Source organism: Rhodococcus sp. 2H158, from assembly GCF_053764755.1.
In genome coordinates, this window is sequence record NZ_JBSNCE010000027.1 from 12,267 (window position 1) to 31,029 (window position 18,763).

Here is an 18,763-nt window from a genome sequence, read left to right on the forward strand (position 1 = left end):
CGGGAACCAGGCCGGTCGCGTAATCGGGCCACGCGCGTGGCACTGCTGCCGACTCTGCTGACCTCCGCGGTGGAGGAACGCGGAGACCATCCGGCGGTGGTGGGCGCCGCCGGTGGCCCCTCCCTGTCGTATCGCGAGCTGGACGAGAGGTCGTCGCGGTGGGCGCGGTGGCTGATCGGCCGGGGCATCGGGCCGGGCGACGTGGTCGCGGTGGCGATACCCCGTTCGGTGGAGTCGGTGCTCGCGTTGTGGGCGGTGGCGAAGTCGGGCGCGACGTTCGTCCCCGTCGATCCGCGCTACCCGCTCGAGCGGGTGGAATTCATGCTGGCCGATTCCGGCGCGGCGCTGTGCATGACGGTGAGCGACTTCGCGGCCGCGGTGCCGGCCGGAGTCGAACAGGTGCTGCTCGACGATGCGGCGGTGGCCGGGCAGGTCGGGCAGCTGCCCGGGCATCCGGTCTCGTACGCCGACCGGACGCGCGCGCTCGACGGGCCGGACGTCGCCTGGATGATCTACACCTCCGGCTCCACGGGCCGCCCGAAGGGGGTGGCGGTCACCCACGCCGGGATCGCCGGCGTGATCTCCGCCGAGCGGGAGCACTACGGGGTCGGCGCGGACGCGCGGGTGCTGCATGTGTGCTCGCCGAGTTTCGACGTCTCGATGCTCGAGTTGCTGATCGGGTTCTCCGCGGGTGCGACGGTGGTGGTGGCGCCGGCGTCGGTGGGCGGCGGTGCCGACCTGGCCGAGGTGCTGGCGGCCGACGCGGTGACCCACGTGTTCATCACGCCGGCGGCATTGAGTTCGGTGGATCCCACGGGTCTGGCCGACCTGCGGGTGGTGGTGGCGGCCGGGGAGGCCTTCGGGCCGGAACTGGTGAGCCGGTGGGCCGGTCCCGGCCGGCGGTTCTTCAACGCGTACGGGCCGACCGAGGCGACGATCCTGGCGACCAGCAGCGCGCCGCTGGTGGCGGGCGGGCCGATCACGATCGGCACCCCGATCCCGGGACTGGCGGCGTACGTGCTCGACGGCCGGTTGCGGCCGGTGCCGCCGGGTGTGGTGGGTGAGCTGTATCTGGCGGGCGCCCAGGTGGCGCGCGGTTACCACCGCCGGCCGGGACTGACGGCGGAGCGGTTCGTGGCCGATCCGTTCGGGTCGGATCCGGGAACCCGGATGTACCGGACGGGAGACCTGGTGCGTCGCGCGGCCGACGGCCCGATCGAGTACCTCGGGCGCAGCGATTTCCAGGTCAAGATCCGCGGGTTCCGGGTGGAACTGGGTGAGATCGACGCCGCCCTGACAGCCCGGCCGGACATCGAGTTCGCCGCGACCGTCGGGAAGGTGCTGCCGTCGGGGGAGACGGCACTGGTGTCGTACGTGCTGCCCGCGGCCGGAACCCGGGTGGACGTGCCGGCGGTGCTCGCCGGGTTGGCCGAGACGCTGCCCCGCCATATGGTGCCGGCCCTGGTGATGGTGCTCGACGCGGTGCCGCTGACGCCGGTGGGGAAGCTCGATCGGGCGGCGCTGCCCGAACCGGTGTTCGCGGAGCGGGAATACCGGGCGCCGCGCACCCCGGTCGAGGAGACGGTCGCGTCGGTGTTCGCCGAGGTGCTCGGGCGCGAGCGCGTCGGCGTGGACGACTCCTTCCTCGAGCTGGGGGGAAATTCGCTCCTCGCGACCCGGTTGGTGGCGCGCCTGGGTGCGGCCCTGGAGACGCGGGTGCCGGTGCCGGTGGTGTTCGAGGCGCCGACCGTGGCGGCATTGGCGGCGCACCTGGAGTCGGGTGGTGCGGCGGCACACGCTGTTCCGCTGGTGGCGCGGGAGCGCCCGGACCGCGTACCGCTGTCGTTCGCGCAGCAGCGGATGTGGTTCCTCAATCGGTTCGATCCGGCCTCCGCGGCCGACAACATCCCGGTGGCGATCCGGCTGACGGGCCGGCTCGACGTCGACGCCCTGCGAAAGTCGGTGTCCGACATCGCGGTCCGGCACGAGATCCTGCGGACCAGGTATCCCGAAGCGGACGGGCGCCCGTACCAGACGGTCGTTCCCGCCGCCGGATACACGCCCGACTGGGCGTCGGAATCGGTGCCCGGAACGGATCTGGCGGACCGGATCGCCGACGTGGTGGCCACCGGATTCGACGTGACCGCCGAGGTGCCGTTCCGGGTGCGGCTGTTCCGGGTCGCGGACGACGAGCACGTGCTCGTGTTCGTGGCACACCACATCAGCGCCGACGGCTGGTCGATGGCGCCGTTGACGCGCGATCTGATGACCGCGTATTCCGCGCGTGCCGCCGGCCGGGAACCGGGATGGGAGCCGTTGCCGCTGCAGTACGCGGACTTCGCGCTGTGGCAGCGTGAGGTGCTCGGATCGGAGCGGGATGCGGACAGTCCCCTCTCGGCACAGGCGGAGTACTGGCGGCGGGTCCTCGCGGATCTCCCCGCGGAACTGCACCTCCCGACGGATCGGGCCCGCCCGCCGGTGCAGTCCTTCGCCGGCGGCCGGGTCGAATTCGATATCGACGCCCCGACGCATCGGCGGGCGGGGGAACTGGCACAGCAGTGCGGGTCGACCCTGTTCATGGTCCTGCACACCGCGCTCGCGGTGTTCCTCGCCCGGATGTCGTCGTCGCACGACATCGCCGTGGGTACCGCGGTCGCCGGCCGCGGTGACGCCGCGCTGGACGAGATGGTCGGCATGTTCGTCAACACCTTGGTGCTGCGCACCCGGGTCGATCCCGGTTCCGGGTTCGCGGAGCATCTCGCGCGGGTCCGCGAGAGCGACCTGGAGGCGTTCACCCACGCGGAGATCCCCTTCGAGCGCGTCGTGGAACTGCTCGCGCCGGAGCGTTCGACCGCGCGGCACCCGCTGTTCCAGGTGGCCATCGCCTTCGAGAACCTGCCCCCCGCGGGTCTCGAGCTGCCGGGCCTGAGCGTGGCGGCGATGCCGTTCGATGTGGCCACCGCGAAGTTCGATCTGTCGTTGACGCTGCGCGAACACACGGACCCCGACGGGGGACCGGCGGGAATGTCGGCGGAATTCGTCTTCGCCAGGGATCTGTTCGACGACGAGACGGTGGCCGGATTCGCGCGACGGTTCGTGCGGCTGCTGGCCGCCGCCGTGGCGGACCCGGCCGTGCCGGTCGGTGACCTGGCGCTCCTTGCCGACGACGAAGCCGACCGGCTCACCCGTGCCCCGGACGACGCCCCGAGCGGTGCCCGCACGCTCGCCGAGATCCTGACGGCGGCGGTCTCCCGGGACCCCGAGGCGCCGGCCGTCCGGTACCAGGACCGCACGATCAGCTACCGCGAGCTCGACGAGTCGTCGTCCCGGCTCGCGCGGGAGCTGGCAGCACGCGGCGTCGGCCCCGAGGACGTGGTGGCGCTGGCGCTCCCGCGTTCCTACGAGATGGTGCTCGGCGTGTGGGCGGTCGCGAAGGCCGGCGCCGCGCACGTTCCGGTGGATCCGTCCTATCCGGCGGAGCGGGTCCGGTACATGCTCGCCGATTCCGGTGCGGCGGTGTGCCTGACCACTACCTCGTACGCCCCCGCACTGCCCGAGTCCCCGCCCCGGCTGGAGCTGGACGATCCCGAGGTCGTGCGGGCCGTCGCGGCACGATCCGCCGCCCGGATGTCCGACGCCGAGCGGGTACGGCCGCTGTCGCTGCAGCACGCGGCGTACGTCATCTACACGTCGGGGTCGACCGGGCATCCCAAGGGTGTGGTGGTCACCCACGCGGGTCTCGACCCGCTGCTCGGTGCCGCGGTGACGCTGTACGGCGTGACGTCGCGCGCGCGGTTCCTGCACGTGTGCTCGCCCAGCTTCGATCCGTCGGTGCTCGAGTGGATGGCCGCGTTCTCCCAGGGCGCGACCCTGGTCGTGGTGCCCTCGACGGTCGTCGGCGGACCCGAACTCGCGGAACTGCTACGGGCCGAACGGGTCAGTCACACCATCGTCACGCCGGCGGTGCTGGGGACGGTCGATCCGTCGGGACTCGACCGTCTCGAGGTCGTGTCCGTCGGCGGGGACGTGACATCGCCGCAACTGCTGGCGCGGTGGGCGCCGGGACGGAGCTACTTCAACGGCTACGGGCCGACGGAGACGACGATCATCTCGTCGTTCGCGCGGCTGCAGCCCGGGCGTCGGGTCACCATCGGCCGGCCCGTACCGGGGGCGGCCGCACTGGTGCTGGACTCCCGGCTGCGGCCGGTGCCGTCCGGCGTGGCCGGCGAGTTGTACCTGGCCGGGGCCGCGCTCGCGCGGGGCTACCACCGGCGCAGCGGGTTGTCGGCGGCACGGTTCGTGGCGAACCCGTTCGGAGCGCCGGGCACGCGGATGTACCGGACCGGGGACGTGGTCCGGTGGCGCAGCACCGGCGCGGTCGCCGAACTGGAGTACCTCGGGCGCAGCGACTTCCAGGTCAAGCTGCGTGGATTCCGGATCGAACTCGGCGAGATCGACGCCGCCCTGGAACGGAACCCCTCCGTCGCGCAGGCCACCACGGTGCTGCACACCGATCCGCGCGGCGGGGACAGGCTCGTCGGCTACGTCGTCGGCGCGGCCGGCGTCGTGCCCGACCCGGCGCACCTGCGCGAGTTCCTCGCCGGGGAACTGCCGAACCACATGGTGCCCGGCCACCTCGTCGTGCTCGACGCCCTGCCTCTCACTGCCGGTGGCAAGCTGGACAGGCGGGCACTGCCGGTGCCGCTGCCCGAGTCGGCCGAGTACTGCGCCCCCGCCACGTCCGACGAGCAGGCGGTCGCAGACGTGTACGGGGCCGTGCTCGGGGTCGAGCGGGTCGGCCGCGCCGACGACTTCTTCGCGCTCGGCGGCAACTCGCTGCTCGCGATGCAGGTCATCGCGCGGCTCGATGCCGCCCTCGGCGTCCGGGTCCCGGTGCGGACGTTGTTCGAAGCGCCGACCGTGTCGGCCCTGGCGGCGCGGATGGGGGATCCGGTCGCGGTCCCGTCCCGGATGCCCCTGCGCCGCCGGCGGCGCCCCGAGCGGATTCCGCTGTCGCTCGCGCAGCGGCGGATGTGGTTCTTCAACCGGTTCGACCCGGACTCCGCCGCCTTCAACATCCCGCTCGTGCTGCGATTGACCGGGGCGCTGGATGTGCCGGCGCTGCAGGCGGCACTGCGCGACCTCCTCGCCCGGCACGAGGCCCTGCGCACCGTCTTCCCCGACTCCGACTCCGGACCGTTCCAGGTCATCGTTCCGCTCGAGGACGTACCGCTCGATCTGGCGGCACAGGACGTGGCCGAGGACGAACTGCACCCGCGGATCGCCGCACTCGTCTCCCGGGGGTTCGACGTCACCGGTGCGGTACCCGTCCGGGCGGCCCTGTTGCGGCTCACCGACCGGGACCACGTGCTGGTCGTCGTCGTTCACCACATCGCGAGCGACGGCGGATCCCGGGCCCCGATGGCGCGGGATCTGGCCACCGCGTACCTGTCCCGCAGAGCGGGCAGGGCACCGGAGTGGACTCCGCTGCCGGTGCAGTACGCCGACCACGCACTGTGGCAACAGGACGTGCTGGGCTCCGAGGACGACCCCGATTCGGCGCTCGCGCGCCAGTTGAACTACTGGACCACGGCGCTGGCGGACCTGCCGGACCTGGTGGAACTGCCCACCGACCGCCCGCGGCCCGCCGTGCAGACCGGGCGCGGCGCGAGCGTCGACTTCACCCTGGACGAGGCGTTGGCCGCCCGGCTCGATCGGCTCTCCCGGGATCACGGGGTGACGTTCTTCATGCTCGCGCACGCCGCGCTCGCGGTCCTGCTGGCCCGCCTGTCCGGTACCGACGACATTCCCGTCGGGGCACAGGTCGCCGGCCGCGGCGAGGAGGCACTCGACGATCTCGTGGGGATGTTCGGCAACACCCTCGTGCTGCGTACCCGGATCGACCCGGGCGCCACGTTCGCCGAGATCCTCGCCGCCGTGCGGGAGGTCGACCTCGCCGCCTTCGGCAACCCCGACGTTCCGCTCGAACGGCTCGTGGAGATCCTCGATCCCGTCCGGTCCACCGCGCATTCGGCCCTGTTCCAGGTGCTGCTCGTGGTGCACAACTTCACCCGCTCCGAGATCGCGTTGCCGGACCTGCACATCGCGCCGGTCGGCACGGCCACGGGCGGCGCCAAACTCGATCTCGAGATCCACCTGACCGAGATGCGCGACGAGCAGGGGCGCCGGGAGGGGATCGCCGGATCCGTCGTCTACGCGTGTGACCTGTTCGACGAGGACACCGTGCGGACGTTCGCCGCCCGGCTCGCGTCGATCCTGGAGGTGGCGGCGGACGATCCGGGCGTTCCGGTCGGTGGCATCGACCTGCGCACCGCGGAGGAACGTGCCCGGCTCGACGAGCTGAACCGGACCGCCGCGCCGCTCGGCGACCGGTTGGTACTGGACGCGTTCACCCGGCAGGTGCGGCGCACCCCCGACGCGACGGCAGTCGTCTTCGAGGACACCGCGCTGACCTACGCGCAGTTCGCCTCTCGGGTGGACCAGCTCGCACGGCGCCTCGTCGCGTGCGGCGTCGGTCCCGATCGGCTGGTCGGCGTCCACATGAGCCGATCGGTCGAGATGATGGTCGGCATCTATGCGGTTCTCCGGGCCGGTGGCGGGTACGTGCCGCTCGACCCGGAGCATCCCGCCGAGCGAACGGCGTACGTCCTGGCCACCGCCGAGCCGGTGGTGGTGCTGACCACGACGTGCGATCGGGGCTCGCTCCCCGATTCCGTCCCGGCCCTCGTGGTCGACGAAGCGGACTTCGCCCCGGCGCCGGTCACCGAGTTCGCCGACCACGAGCGCCTGGCGACGCTGCATCGGGCGAACATCGCCTACGTGATCTACACCTCCGGGTCGACGGGCCGGCCCAAGGGCGTTGCCGTCACCCACGGCGCCGTCGTCAACCAGATGACGTGGATGCGCGAGCGCTACGAATTCGGCATCGGGGACACGGCGCTGCAGAAGACCCCCATCACGTTCGACGCGTCGGTGTGGGAGCTGTTCTTCCCGCTGCAGGTCGGTGCGCGGCTCGTGATCGCGGCACCGGGAGGCCATCGCGACCCGGACTACCTGGCCCGCCTGTCGCGGCAGTGGGCCGTCGGCATCCTCGAGTTCGTTCCGGCGATGCTCGCCGTGTTCCTCGCCGATCCCGCACTCGAACTGCCGGCGACGCTGAAGTACCTGTCCGTCGGTGGCGAGGCGCTGCCGGCAGAGCTCGCGGCCCGGTTCGCCGAACGCTCGGATGCGCTGCTGGACAACACGTACGGCCCGACCGAGGCGACCGTCACCGCGACCGTGCTGCGCTGTGCCGGACGTCGCGCCGATGCCGGCACCGTGCCGATCGGCCGCCCGATCCGCAACACCACCACGCACGTTCTCGACGAGCGGCTGAACCCGGTGCCGATCGGGGTGCCGGGGGAGCTGTATCTCGGTGGGGTGCAACTTGCCCGCGGTTACCATGCCCGCCCGGATCTGACCGCGGAGCGGTTCGTCGCGCACCCCGGCGGGGCGCGGCTGTACCGCACCGGTGACCGGGTCCGGTGGTTGCCGGACGGTACCCTCGAGTTCCTGGGCCGCAACGACTTCCAGGTGAAGGTGCGCGGTCTGCGGATCGAGCTGGGGGAGATCGAGGCGGCACTCCTGGCGCAGCCGGAGGTGGCGCAGGCCGTCGTGACCGTCCACGACGGGACCCACGGCGCGCAGGTCACCGCGTACGTCGTGTCCGCGGACGGTGCCGAGGCCGACGCGGACGCCGTTCGCACGGCAGTGGGGCGCCTACTGCCGCGGTACATGGTGCCCGACGTGGTGACCGTGCTCGGGGCACTCCCGCTCACCACATCCGGAAAGGTGGATCGCCGGGCCCTGCCCGAACCGGTCCTTGCCGTGCGGGAGTTCCGGGCGCCCACCACCACGATCGAGAAGACCGTCGCCTCGGTGATCGGTGAGGTGCTCGGCGCGGAGCGGCTCGGTCTCGACGACGACTTCTTCGCGCTCGGCGGGAATTCGCTGATCGCCACGCGCGTCGTCGCCCGGATCGGGTCGGCGCTGCGCGCGTCGGTGCCCGTGCGCGTGATCTTCGAAGCGTCGACGATCGAGTCGCTGTCGGCAGCCGTGGAACGGTACATCGGGTCCGGCGGCCTGCCCGCCCTGGTGGCCCGGCCGCGTCCGGAGCGGATCCCGCTGTCGCCGGCCCAGCAGCGGATGTGGTTCCTCAGCCGATTCGAGGCGACGGCGGCGGCCTACAACATCCCGATGGCCGTGCGGCTGACCGGGCGACTGGATCCGGCCGCGCTGCAGTCGGCGGTCGCCGACGTGGTCGCCCGGCACGAGGTCCTCCGGACCGTCTACCCCGAGGTCGACGGGGTCCCGGTCCAGCAGATACTGCCCGCGGGCGCCGGTGTGCCGGCCCTGCGCCCGACGGACGTCGACGAATCGGAACTCCAGGCCGCCGTCCGGTCGGCGGCGACGGTCGGATTCGATGTCACCCGGTCCGTTCCGGTTCTCGTGCGGCTGTTCCGGCTGTCCCCGGCCGAACACGTCCTGCTCGTCGTGGTGCACCATATCGCCGCCGACGGCTATTCCGTGGCGCCGCTCGTCCGGGATCTCGCCCTCGCGTACAGCGCGCGACGGGAGGGCCGTGAACCCGCATGGCGGCCATTGCCGGTGCAGTATGCGGACTACACGCTGTGGCAGCGGGACGTGCTGGGCAGCGAAGCCGATCCCGCCTCGCGCGTCTCCCGCCAGCTCGCCTACTGGGCCGACGAACTGGCCGGGCTGCCCGACCAGTTGCCCGTGCCCACGACCCGGCCGCGGCCTCCGGTGCAGTCCTACCGGGGAGACCGGGTTCCCGTCACGATCGACGCGGACCTGCACGGCAGGGTGGCCGCGCTCGCGGCGGCCACGAGGACCACCCCCTTCACGGTCGTGCACACGGCCTTCGCGGTGCTGCTGGCCCGGCTGTCCGGCACCGAGGATGTCGCGGTGGGCACCCCGGTGGCCGGTCGAGGTGAGGCGGCCCTCGACGACCTGATCGGGATGTTCGTGAACACCCTCGTGTTCCGCACGCGGGTCGACCCCGCCGCCTCCTTCGCGTCGCTGCTCGCGCAGGTCCGGGAGCAGGACATCCAGGCCCTGGCCCATGCGGACGTCCCGTTCGAACGGCTCGTCGAGGCGCTGGCGCCGGCCCGGTCCATGGCGCGGCATCCGCTGTTCCAGGTCGGATTGTCGTTCCAGAACCTCGGAGCGGTCGCCTTCGAACTCCCGGACCTGGTCGCGGCTCCGGTCGACGTCGCAGGGGAGATCGCCCAGTTCGACCTGCACCTGATCGTCGGCGACAGTTACGGCGCAGACGGGACGCCGGCGGGTATCGGCGGGCATCTGTCCTACGCCACCGATCTCTTCGACGTACGCGCGGCCACGTCCATCGCGGACCGGTTCGTTCGGATCCTGGGCGAACTCGTCTCGGTTCCCGATCGGGCGGTCGGCGACGCCGATCTGCTCGGCGCCGAGGAGCGGCGGGCGCTGCTCGAGGCGGCGAACGACACCCGGGTCGAGGTTGCGGGCGGCGACCGCCTCCCCGATCTGTTCCAGCACCAGGTGCACGAACGCCCGGGGGCGGTCGCGCTCGTCGGGGACGGGGTACAGCTGACCTTCGGGGAGCTCGGCGCTCGCGTCGCCCGGCTGGCCCGCGCGCTGGTGGCGGCCGGCGTCGGGCCGGAAACCCGGGTCGGTCTGATGATGCCCGGCTCCGTGGACCTCGTCGTCGCCATGTACGCGGTGTCCGCCGCCGGGGGCGCGTACGTTCCGCTCGACCCGTCGCTGCCGATCACCAGGCTGACCCGCATGGTCGAGGCGGCGCGGCCGGCGACGGTGCTCGCGACGGCGGTGTCCACGCGCGTCGCGAGGGAGGTTGTGCCGGAGCCGATCCCGGTCATCGATACCTCGAGCGTGGACCTGTCGCGGTACTCGGCCGCCCCGGTGACCGACGCCGATCGGAGTGCGCCGCTGCGGCCCTCGAACCTCGCCTACATACTGTTCACGTCGGGATCGACCGGTGTGCCCAAGGGCGTGGCGGTGGCCCACGGCGCGGTGATCAACCAGTTGCGCTGGATGCATGCGGAGTTCGGGTTCGGTCCGGACGAGGTGACGGTGCAGCGGACCGTGGCGACGTTCGACCTGTCGGTGTGGGAGTTCTGGGGCGCCACGACATGTGGCGGCCGGCTGGTGGTGGCGGATCCCGAGGCTCGCCGCGATCCGCTCCGCCTGCTCGCGCTCGTCGAGCGCGAGTTCGTGACGACGCTGTACCTGGTTCCGTCCCTGCTGAGCGCCCTGATCGCGGGTGCAGACCGAGAGCTGCCGACCTCGGTGCGGCGGGTGCTCTCGATCGGGGAGACGCTACCGGGTGCCGTGGCCGGGACGTGGCGCCGGTCGAGCCGGGCGGAGCTCGTCAATCTGTACGGACCCACCGAGGCGGCCGTGTCGGTGACGGCGCACCGGGTCACGGGAGCGGACACCGACCAGGTGCCGATCGGGGTGCCCGGGTGGAACACCCGCGTGTACGTACTCGACCGGCGGCTGCGGCCCGTGCCGGCGGGAGTGACCGGAGAGCTCTACCTGGCGGGCCGGCAACTCGCGCGGGGCTACAGCGGCAGCCCCGGGGTGACCGCGGACCGGTTCGTCGCCGACCCCTTCGGGGCCGGGGGCCGTCTGTACCGCACCGGTGATCTGGCCCGGTGGACCCCTGCGGGCGTCCTCGAGCACGTGGGCCGCGGAGACTCCCAGGTCAAGCTGCGCGGTTTCCGGATCGAACTCGGGGACATCGAGGCGGCGCTGCTGCGTCTGCCCGCCGTGGCGGCCGCGGTCGCGACGGTGCACCACGACGCCGCGACCGGCGCTCGGATCGTCGCGTATGTCGTTGCCGCGCAGTGCGAGTCGGCCCTCGATGGGGCGGCCCTGCGGAGCGCGCTCGCGGACGAGCTGCCGAACTACATGATGCCGGCCTCGATCATGCGCCTGGACCGGCTCCCCGTCGGAACGACGGGCAAGGTCGACCGCGGCGCGCTGCCCGCGCCGATGCCCGAGCGGGCGTCCTACCGGGCTGCGGCGACGCCCGTCGAGCGCGCGGTTGCGCAGGTGTTCGCGGACGTCCTCGCTGCGGACCGGGTCGGATCCGACGACGACTTCTTCGTCCTCGGCGGATCCTCGCTCGTGGCCGTGGGGGCGACGCGGGAACTCGCGCGCCGGCTCGGCCGTCCGGTGCCGCTCGAGTGGGTGTTCGCCCATCCGACGGTGGGGGACCTTGCGGCCCGGATCGAGCGGTCGGCGGGGGAGAAGCCGCCGGCGAGCGGGTCCGCCGACTCCTCCCTGGACGTGCTGCTGCCGCTGCGCGAGGGCGACGACGGACGCGATCCGGTGTTCTTCGTCCATCCGGTGATCGGCCTCGCCTGGAGCTTCGCCTCGCTCGCCGGCTACGTCGAGCCGGGCCGTGCGGTCTACGGACTGCAGTCCCCGGCGCTGTCCGGGGAGTCGGACCTACCGGATTCGATCGAGTCCTGGGCGGCGCGGTACGTCTCGGAGGTCCGGCGGGTCCATCCGGACGGTCCCTTCCACCTGGTCGGATGGTCCCTCGGCGGGGTGATCGCCCACGAGATGGCGGTCCAGCTCCAGCGAGCCGGACTCGAGGTCGGTTCGCTCGTGCTGCTCGACGCCTATCTGCCCGATGCCGTGCGCGGCCCGGTGGATCCGGTCGCGGTGGCTGCGGCGGCCTTCGGTGCGAACCGCGCCGGCGGCGGGGAACCGGCGTACGCCCTCGGTGACATCGGGATGCTCGCCGACGAGATCGATCCCACCCTCGCCTCGTCCGTCCTCACGAGCATCGACTGCTCGTTCGAGGCGCTCGAGCGGCACGTGCCGGCCCGGTACGAGGGACGCATTCTCTTCGTCGGCGCCGCGCCGCAGACCGTGCCGGATCCCGAATCGGGCCGGGACTGGTCACCGTACGTCTCCGGCGGCGTGCACCGGCACGACCTGCCGACCTCGCATTGGGAGATGACCGGGCCGAGTGCGTGCGCTCGTCTCGGGCCGCTGCTGGCGCGCTGGACGTCCGACGGCTCCTGCCCGGAATGCGAGGGCGTGGATCGCTGACCCATGTGTGAGCGGCGGCCGTGTTCGAGCTCACATTCGACATCGAACGTCTGCTGTCCAACAGTTGGATCAAACGTGTGCATTGTCTAGGCTTGGCGGGGTCCGTGGGTGCGGTCGGAACGGCCGAACGGCCGGAAGGCGGTGCCGAACGGCCGGGAGGCGGTGCCGAGGTCCTTCGCCTCGCGCCACCGAAACCTGCAGGTGACGAGTCGGATCCGGTGCGAGCGCTGGAATCTCCCCGCCGCCGGTCGCGCGCGGTGGTCCGGGCCGTCCGTCCCGTGCGGGGCGGCCCTGTGTCGCGCGACGAACGTCGCGTCCGGGCCGCGCCGACGCTCACGACGGGCCGGCGGCTCCTGTCCGGAATGCCGGTCTACCCGTCGGTAACTTAGTTTCCGGACATACGTACAGGTGGCACGGTTTGTTTTCGTGTGGAATGGTGGCGAAGTGCTCTAGCGCCGGGAATCGTCGGGGTTCCGGTGCGCGAGGCGCAGTGGAGCGGCGACCGCCGGGGGAGGGCGGGCGTCGCCGTAGTTCTTGACACCCCGGCGGTGAACGGAGCCGGGATACGCACGCGCGCAACGGCTCCGGAATTCGGAGGGGAGAGCCGATGAAGGTGATCGACCGAACCGTCCGCGGACGTCTCCGCGGTTCGCGCCGCCGGACGCCCACGGCACTGCTGCCGCACCTGCTGTCGGCCGCCGTCGAACGCGATCCCGACGCGCCGGCCCTCACGTCGGAGGGACGCACCCTCACCTACCGCGACGCCGACGCCGAATCGTCCCGGCTCGCCCGCCTGCTCATCGCTCGGGGAATCGGCCCCGAGGACCGCGTCGCGGTGCTGCTCACCCGCTCGATCCGGTCCGTTCTCGCCGTCTGGGCGGTCGCCAAGGCGGGCGCGGCGTTCGTCCCGGTGGACCCCCGCTACCCGGCCGATCGGGTCCGCTACATGCTGTCGGACTCGAACGCCCGCCTCGCCCTCACGGTGACCGGGCACCGGCACGTCGTCCCCGAGGGGTTCGACACCGTCGTCCTGGACGGCGCCGAGATCCGGAAGGAACTCGACGCCTGCCCGGCCGACCCGCTCGCCTTCGTCGACCGCGTGCGGCCGCTGCGCCACGACCATCCCGCCTACGTCATCTACACCTCGGGCTCCACGGGACAGCCGAAGGGCGTCGTGGTCACCCAGGCCGGGCTCGCCGCCTTCTGCGCCGAGCAGGTCGAGCGCTACCACCTCACCCCCGGCGCCCGCACCCTGCACTTCGCGTCCCCCAGCTTCGACGCGTCGGTGCTCGAGCTGTTGCTCGCCGTCGGCGCCGGGGCGACGATGGTCGTCGCCCCGCCCTCCGTGTACGGCGGCGACGAGCTGGCCGAACTGCTGCGCAGCGAACGGGTCACGCACGCCTTCGTGACCCCGGCGGCCCTCGCCTCGGTGGATCCCGCCGGCCTGGACGACCTCGGTGTGGTGGTGGTCGGCGGCGAGGCGTGCCCGCCGGACCTGGTGGCGCGCTGGGCGCCCGGCCGCCGGTTCCACAACGGGTACGGCCCCACGGAGACCACGATCATGACGAACATCTCCGGGCCGCTACGGCCCGGCGAACCCGTCACGATCGGCCGGCCGATTCGCGGAGTCGCCGCCGAGGTCCTCGATTCCCGCCTTCGGCCCGTGCCGGCGGGCACGGCCGGCGAGCTGTACCTGACCGGGCCCGGCCTCGCCCGCGGCTATCACGATCGCCCCGGACTGACGGCCGCGCGGTTCGTCGCCGCGCCCGGTGGCGACCGACGGTACCGCACCGGTGACCTGGTGCGGTCCCCGCGCTCGGCCCGCGAGGGCATCTCGTATCTGGGCCGGAACGACTTCCAGGTCAAGGTGCGCGGCTTCCGCATCGAGCTCGGTGAGATCGATGCGGCATTCGCCGCACACTCCACGGTCGACTTCGCCGCCACCGTCGGTCACCAGGGCGCGACGGGGGACACCCGTCTCGTCACCTACGTGCACGCCGCCCCCGGTTCCGCGATCGACGCCGCCGAGCTCACGGCCTTCGTCGCCGAACGGCTTCCGTCGCACATGATTCCGTCGTCGGTGATCGCGCTGGAGACCATCCCGTTGACACCGGTGGGCAAGCTCGACCGCGCGGCCCTGCCCGAGCCCGAGATCGCGTCGGCCCCGTACCGGGCGCCGGCCACCGTCGCGGAGATGGCCGTCGCGGAGGCGTTCGCCGACGTGCTCGGGGTGCCGCGGGTCTCGGTCGACGACGACTTCTTCGACCTGGGCGGCAACTCGCTGCTCGCCACTCGCGTGATCGGCCGGATCAGGGCGGCGCTCGACGTCACCGTCTCCGCCGCCGACCTGTTCGACGCCACCACGGTCGCGTCGCTCGCGGCCCGGGTCGAGGCCGCGCCGGCGGCCGTCCGCGGCCTGCTGCCGCGGCGCCCGCGACCCGACCGGATCCCGCTCTCTCCCGCGCAGCAGCGCATGTGGTTCCTCAACCGCCTCGATCCGGACTCGGCGGTGTTCAACATCCCGCTCGCCGTGCGGCTGTCCGGCAGGCTCGACGTCGACGCGATGCGCGCGGCCGTGCGGGACGTCGTCGCGCGGCACGAGACGCTCCGGACGGTGTACCCCGAGGTCGACGGCGTCGGCGAGCAGCGCATCCTCGCCGTCGGCGACGTTCCGCTCGACCTCGGGCCGGAGGACGCGACCGACTCCGACGCCCCGGCCCGCCTCGCCGGCTTCGCGGGCAGGCGCTTCGACGTCACCGGCGAGGTTCCCGTCCGCGCCCGGCTCTTCCGGATCGCCGACGACGAGCACGTGCTCGCCGTGGTCCTCCACCACATCGCCGGCGACGGCTCGTCGCTGGGGCCGCTCGTCCGGGACCTCGTCACCGCCTACACTGCCCGGTCGGCGGGACGGGAACCGTCGTGGGAGCCCCTGCCCGTCCAGTACGCCGACTACACGCTGTGGCAACTCGACGCCCTGGGCGACGAGGACGATCCCCGGTCCGGGACGGCCCGGCAGCTGGCCTACTGGCGGCGTGCGCTCGCCGGCATCCCCGAGCACCTCGAGCTCGCCACCGACCGGCCGCGCCCCGCGGTCATCGGCCATGCGGGCGAACGGGTCTCGGCGCAGGTCGACGAGGCCGCCCGCGACGCGATCGCGGCTCTCGCGCGCGAGCACGGCGTGACCCCGTTCATGGTGCTGCACGCGGTCCTCGCGGTGCTGCTCGCGCGGGTGTCGAACACCCACGACGTGGTCGTCGGCACCCCCGTCGCGGGACGCACGGCCCCCGAACTCGACGGCCTGATCGGCATGTTCGTCAACATGCTCGCCCTGCGGACGGACGTCGACGTCGCCGCGTCGTTCACGACGCTGCTCGGGCAGGTCCGCGACACCGATCTGCAGGCGTTCGCGCACGCCGACGTGCCCTTCGAACGCCTCGTCGAGGTGCTCGACCCGGTCCGGTCCACCGCGCGCCATCCCCTCTTCCAGGTCGGGTTCTCGTACCAGAACTTCGCCCGCGACGCCCTCGAGCTGCCGGATCTGCGGATCGCACCGGTCGAGAGCGGTTCGTACGCAGCGCGTTTCGATCTCCACGTCACGGTGGTCGATCACGGTGCGGGCGGCGGTCCGGGCGGTTTCGACGTCGAGTTCGGTTACGCCACCGACCTGTTCGACGCGCCGTCGATCCAGCGCATGCTCGACCGGTATCTGCGGATTCTGCGGGCGATCGTCGCCGAACCCGACACCGTCGTCGGCGACATCGATCTGCACGACGCCACGGAACTCGCCGGGATGATGCGGGCATGGGAGGCCGAACAGGCCGACCTCACCGTCGGCCGGACCCTCGTCGACCTGTTCGACGAGCAGGTCGCGGCCACCCCGGACGCACCCGCGCTGGTGTTCCGCGGCGGCAGCCTCACCTACCGGGAGTTCGACGAGCGCGTCACCCGGCTCGCCCGTCACCTCGTAGCGCAGGGAGTGGGACCGGAATCCACGGTGGCCCTGTGCATCCGGCGTTCGGTCGACCTCGTGGTGGCGATGTACGCCGTCGCCAAGGCCGGCGGCGCCTACCTGCCGCTGGACCCCGACCACCCCGCGGCCCGCAACGAGTACATCCTCGGCGCCGCGGCCCCGCAGTGCGTGCTGTCGACCACCGCCGACCGGGTCGACGCGCTGGCAGGGCGGACGGTGCTCGACGTCGACCGCCTCGACCTGAGCGACGTCGATCCCGCGCCGCTCGGTGACGCGGACCGGCGGGCACCGCTGCGCGCCGCGAACACCGCCTACGTCATCTACACCTCCGGATCGACCGGACGCCCGAAGGGCGTGGCCGTGCCACACGAGGCGATCGTCAACCAGATCGCCTGGAAGCGGGCGCACTACGAGCTCGGCCCCGACGACGCGGTACTGCTCAAGACCGCCGCGACCTTCGACCTGTCGGTGTGGGAGTTCTGGTCGGCGCTCACCTGCGGGGCCCGCCTGGTGATCGCCGCCCACGACGGGCACCGCGACCCGTCCTACCTCAACGACCTGATCCGCCGGGAGAAGGTCACGACCCTGCACGTGGTGCCGTCGATGCTCGAGGCGCTGCTCGAGGACTCGGCCGGCGAGCTGCCCGACACCCTGCGCCGCGTCCTCGCCATCGGCGAGGTGCTGCCCACCCCGACGGCGGAGCGCGCGCTCGGCGCCTCGAACGCGGACCTGGTGAACCTGTACGGCCCGACGGAGGCGGCCGTCTCCGTGACGGCGCACGCGGTCACCGCACTCGCGCACACGTCGGTGCCGATCGGCGACCCCATCCCCAACACCCAGACGTTCGTCCTCGACGAGCGGATGCACCCCGTGCCGCCGGGCGTGGCCGGCGAACTGTACCTCGCCGGGGTGCAGCTCGCCCGCGGGTACCTGGGCCGCCCCGGCCTGACCGCGGAGCGGTTCGTCGCCAACCCGTTCGGTGCGCCCGGCTCACGCCTCTACCGCACCGGGGACGTGGTGCGCTGGCGCGTCGACGGTGACGACCCCGGCCGCGGCACCCTGGAATACCTCGAGCGCGCCGACTTCCAGGTCAAGGTGCACGGGTTCCGGATCGAACTCGGGGAGATCGAGGCCGCGCTGCGCGCCCTTCCGGCGATCCGCGACGCCGCGGTCACCGTCCACGGCGGGGACCGGCTGGTGGCCTTCCTGGTCCCGGCCGCCGGGCCGGTGGACGTGGCCCGGCTGCGCGCCGCGCTGGCCGAGACCCTGCCCTCCTACATGGTGCCCGCCGGCTTCGTCACCCTCGACGCGTTGCCGCTCAACCCGCACGGCAAGCTCGACCGCGCGGCACTCCCCGAGCCGGTGATCGCCCCGCGGAGCCACCGCCCGCCGCGCACTCCGCTCGAGACGGAGGTCGCCGCCGCATATCGGGAGGTCCTCGCGCCGGCGGGGGGAACCGACACCGGGGCGTTCCCGGTCGGCCTCGACGACGACTTCTTCGACCTCGGGGGGAACTCCCTCAGCGCCGTGCGGGTGATCGCCCGGCTGCGCGAGCGCACGAGCCTGCCGGTGTCGCTGCAGTGGCTGTTCCTCACGCCCACCGTCGAAGCCCTCGCCGCCCGGATCGAGGCCTCCGCCGGCGACCCCGGTCCGGCCGATCCCACCGCAGGGTTCGACGCGGTGCTGCCCCTGCGCCCGGGCGGTTCCGCCGAACCGGTGTTCTGCATCCACCCGGTGATCGGTCTGTCGTGGAGTTTCGCCGGCCTGGCCCGCCACCTCGACCCCGAGCGTCCCCTCTACGGACTGCAGTCCCCGGCCCTGCGCGACGACGAACCGCTGCCCGAGAGCATCGACGCGTGGGCGGCCGACTATGCGGCCCGGATCCGGCATGTCCAGCCGGCCGGTCCGTACCACCTGGTCGGCTGGTCGCTGGGCGGCATCCTCGCCCACGCCGTCGCGGTCCGCCTGCGCGCCGACGGTGACGAGGTCGCCACCCTCGCCCTGCTCGACGCGCATCCGCCCACCGCGCCGACCGGGACTGTCCCCTCCGCGGTCACCGTCGCAGACCTGCTCGGCGCGATCGGAACCGACGTCGGGGCCGACGTCGACCTGGCGGAGTTCACCCCCGAGCGGGCACTGGAGCTGGTCGCCGACCTGCCGGCCCCGTTCGACGCGCTGTCCCTGCCCCGGCTCGAACGCCTCTTCGAGGGCGTGCGCCTGTCCTACCGGCTGCTCGGCGAGCACCGGCCCGCCCGATACGACGGTGATCTGCTGTTCTTCGCCGCGGGGGAGGACGGAACCTCGGCCGCCCGCGCCGCGCAGCAGTGGCGGGCCCACGTCACCGGCACGCTGGCGGTCGAATCGGTCCAGGCCACCCACTGGAAGATGACGTCGCAGGAAGCCCTCGCCCGGATCGGTCCGGTGCTGGACCGCTGGATCGGGGGCGCCCGCTGACCCGTATCCTCCGGCGACCGCGGCGGGTGATCCGCGGTCGACCGCCCGGTTTCGGCCGTAACGAAGCGCCCGACGCCCCGATGGTCTAATGGGGCTGGCGCGTGCCACCCTGCACTGTCGTGTGCAGAGGGCAGCGGCTGGGACGATGAGGGATACGCGAGGTGGATGATGCCTGGAGTGCACGCGCAGGAC

Annotated in this window: 2 protein-coding genes; both read left to right on the forward strand. The window is 72.7% G+C overall.

Annotated features, from left to right (window positions below; all coding sequences use genetic code 11):
- Nucleotides 1–36 precede the first annotated feature (36 nt).
- Entirely contained in the window at nucleotides 37–12,147 is a 12,111-nt protein-coding gene (locus ACWPOB_RS22865; protein ID WP_455402228.1) for an amino acid adenylation domain-containing protein, read from the forward strand.
- A 613-nt stretch (nucleotides 12,148–12,760) separates the two neighbouring features.
- Complete coding sequence (locus tag ACWPOB_RS22870; RefSeq protein WP_455402242.1) at nucleotides 12,761–18,571, forward strand: amino acid adenylation domain-containing protein; 5,811 nt, start codon at nucleotides 12,761–12,763, stop codon at nucleotides 18,569–18,571.
- Nucleotides 18,572–18,763 lie beyond the last annotated feature (192 nt).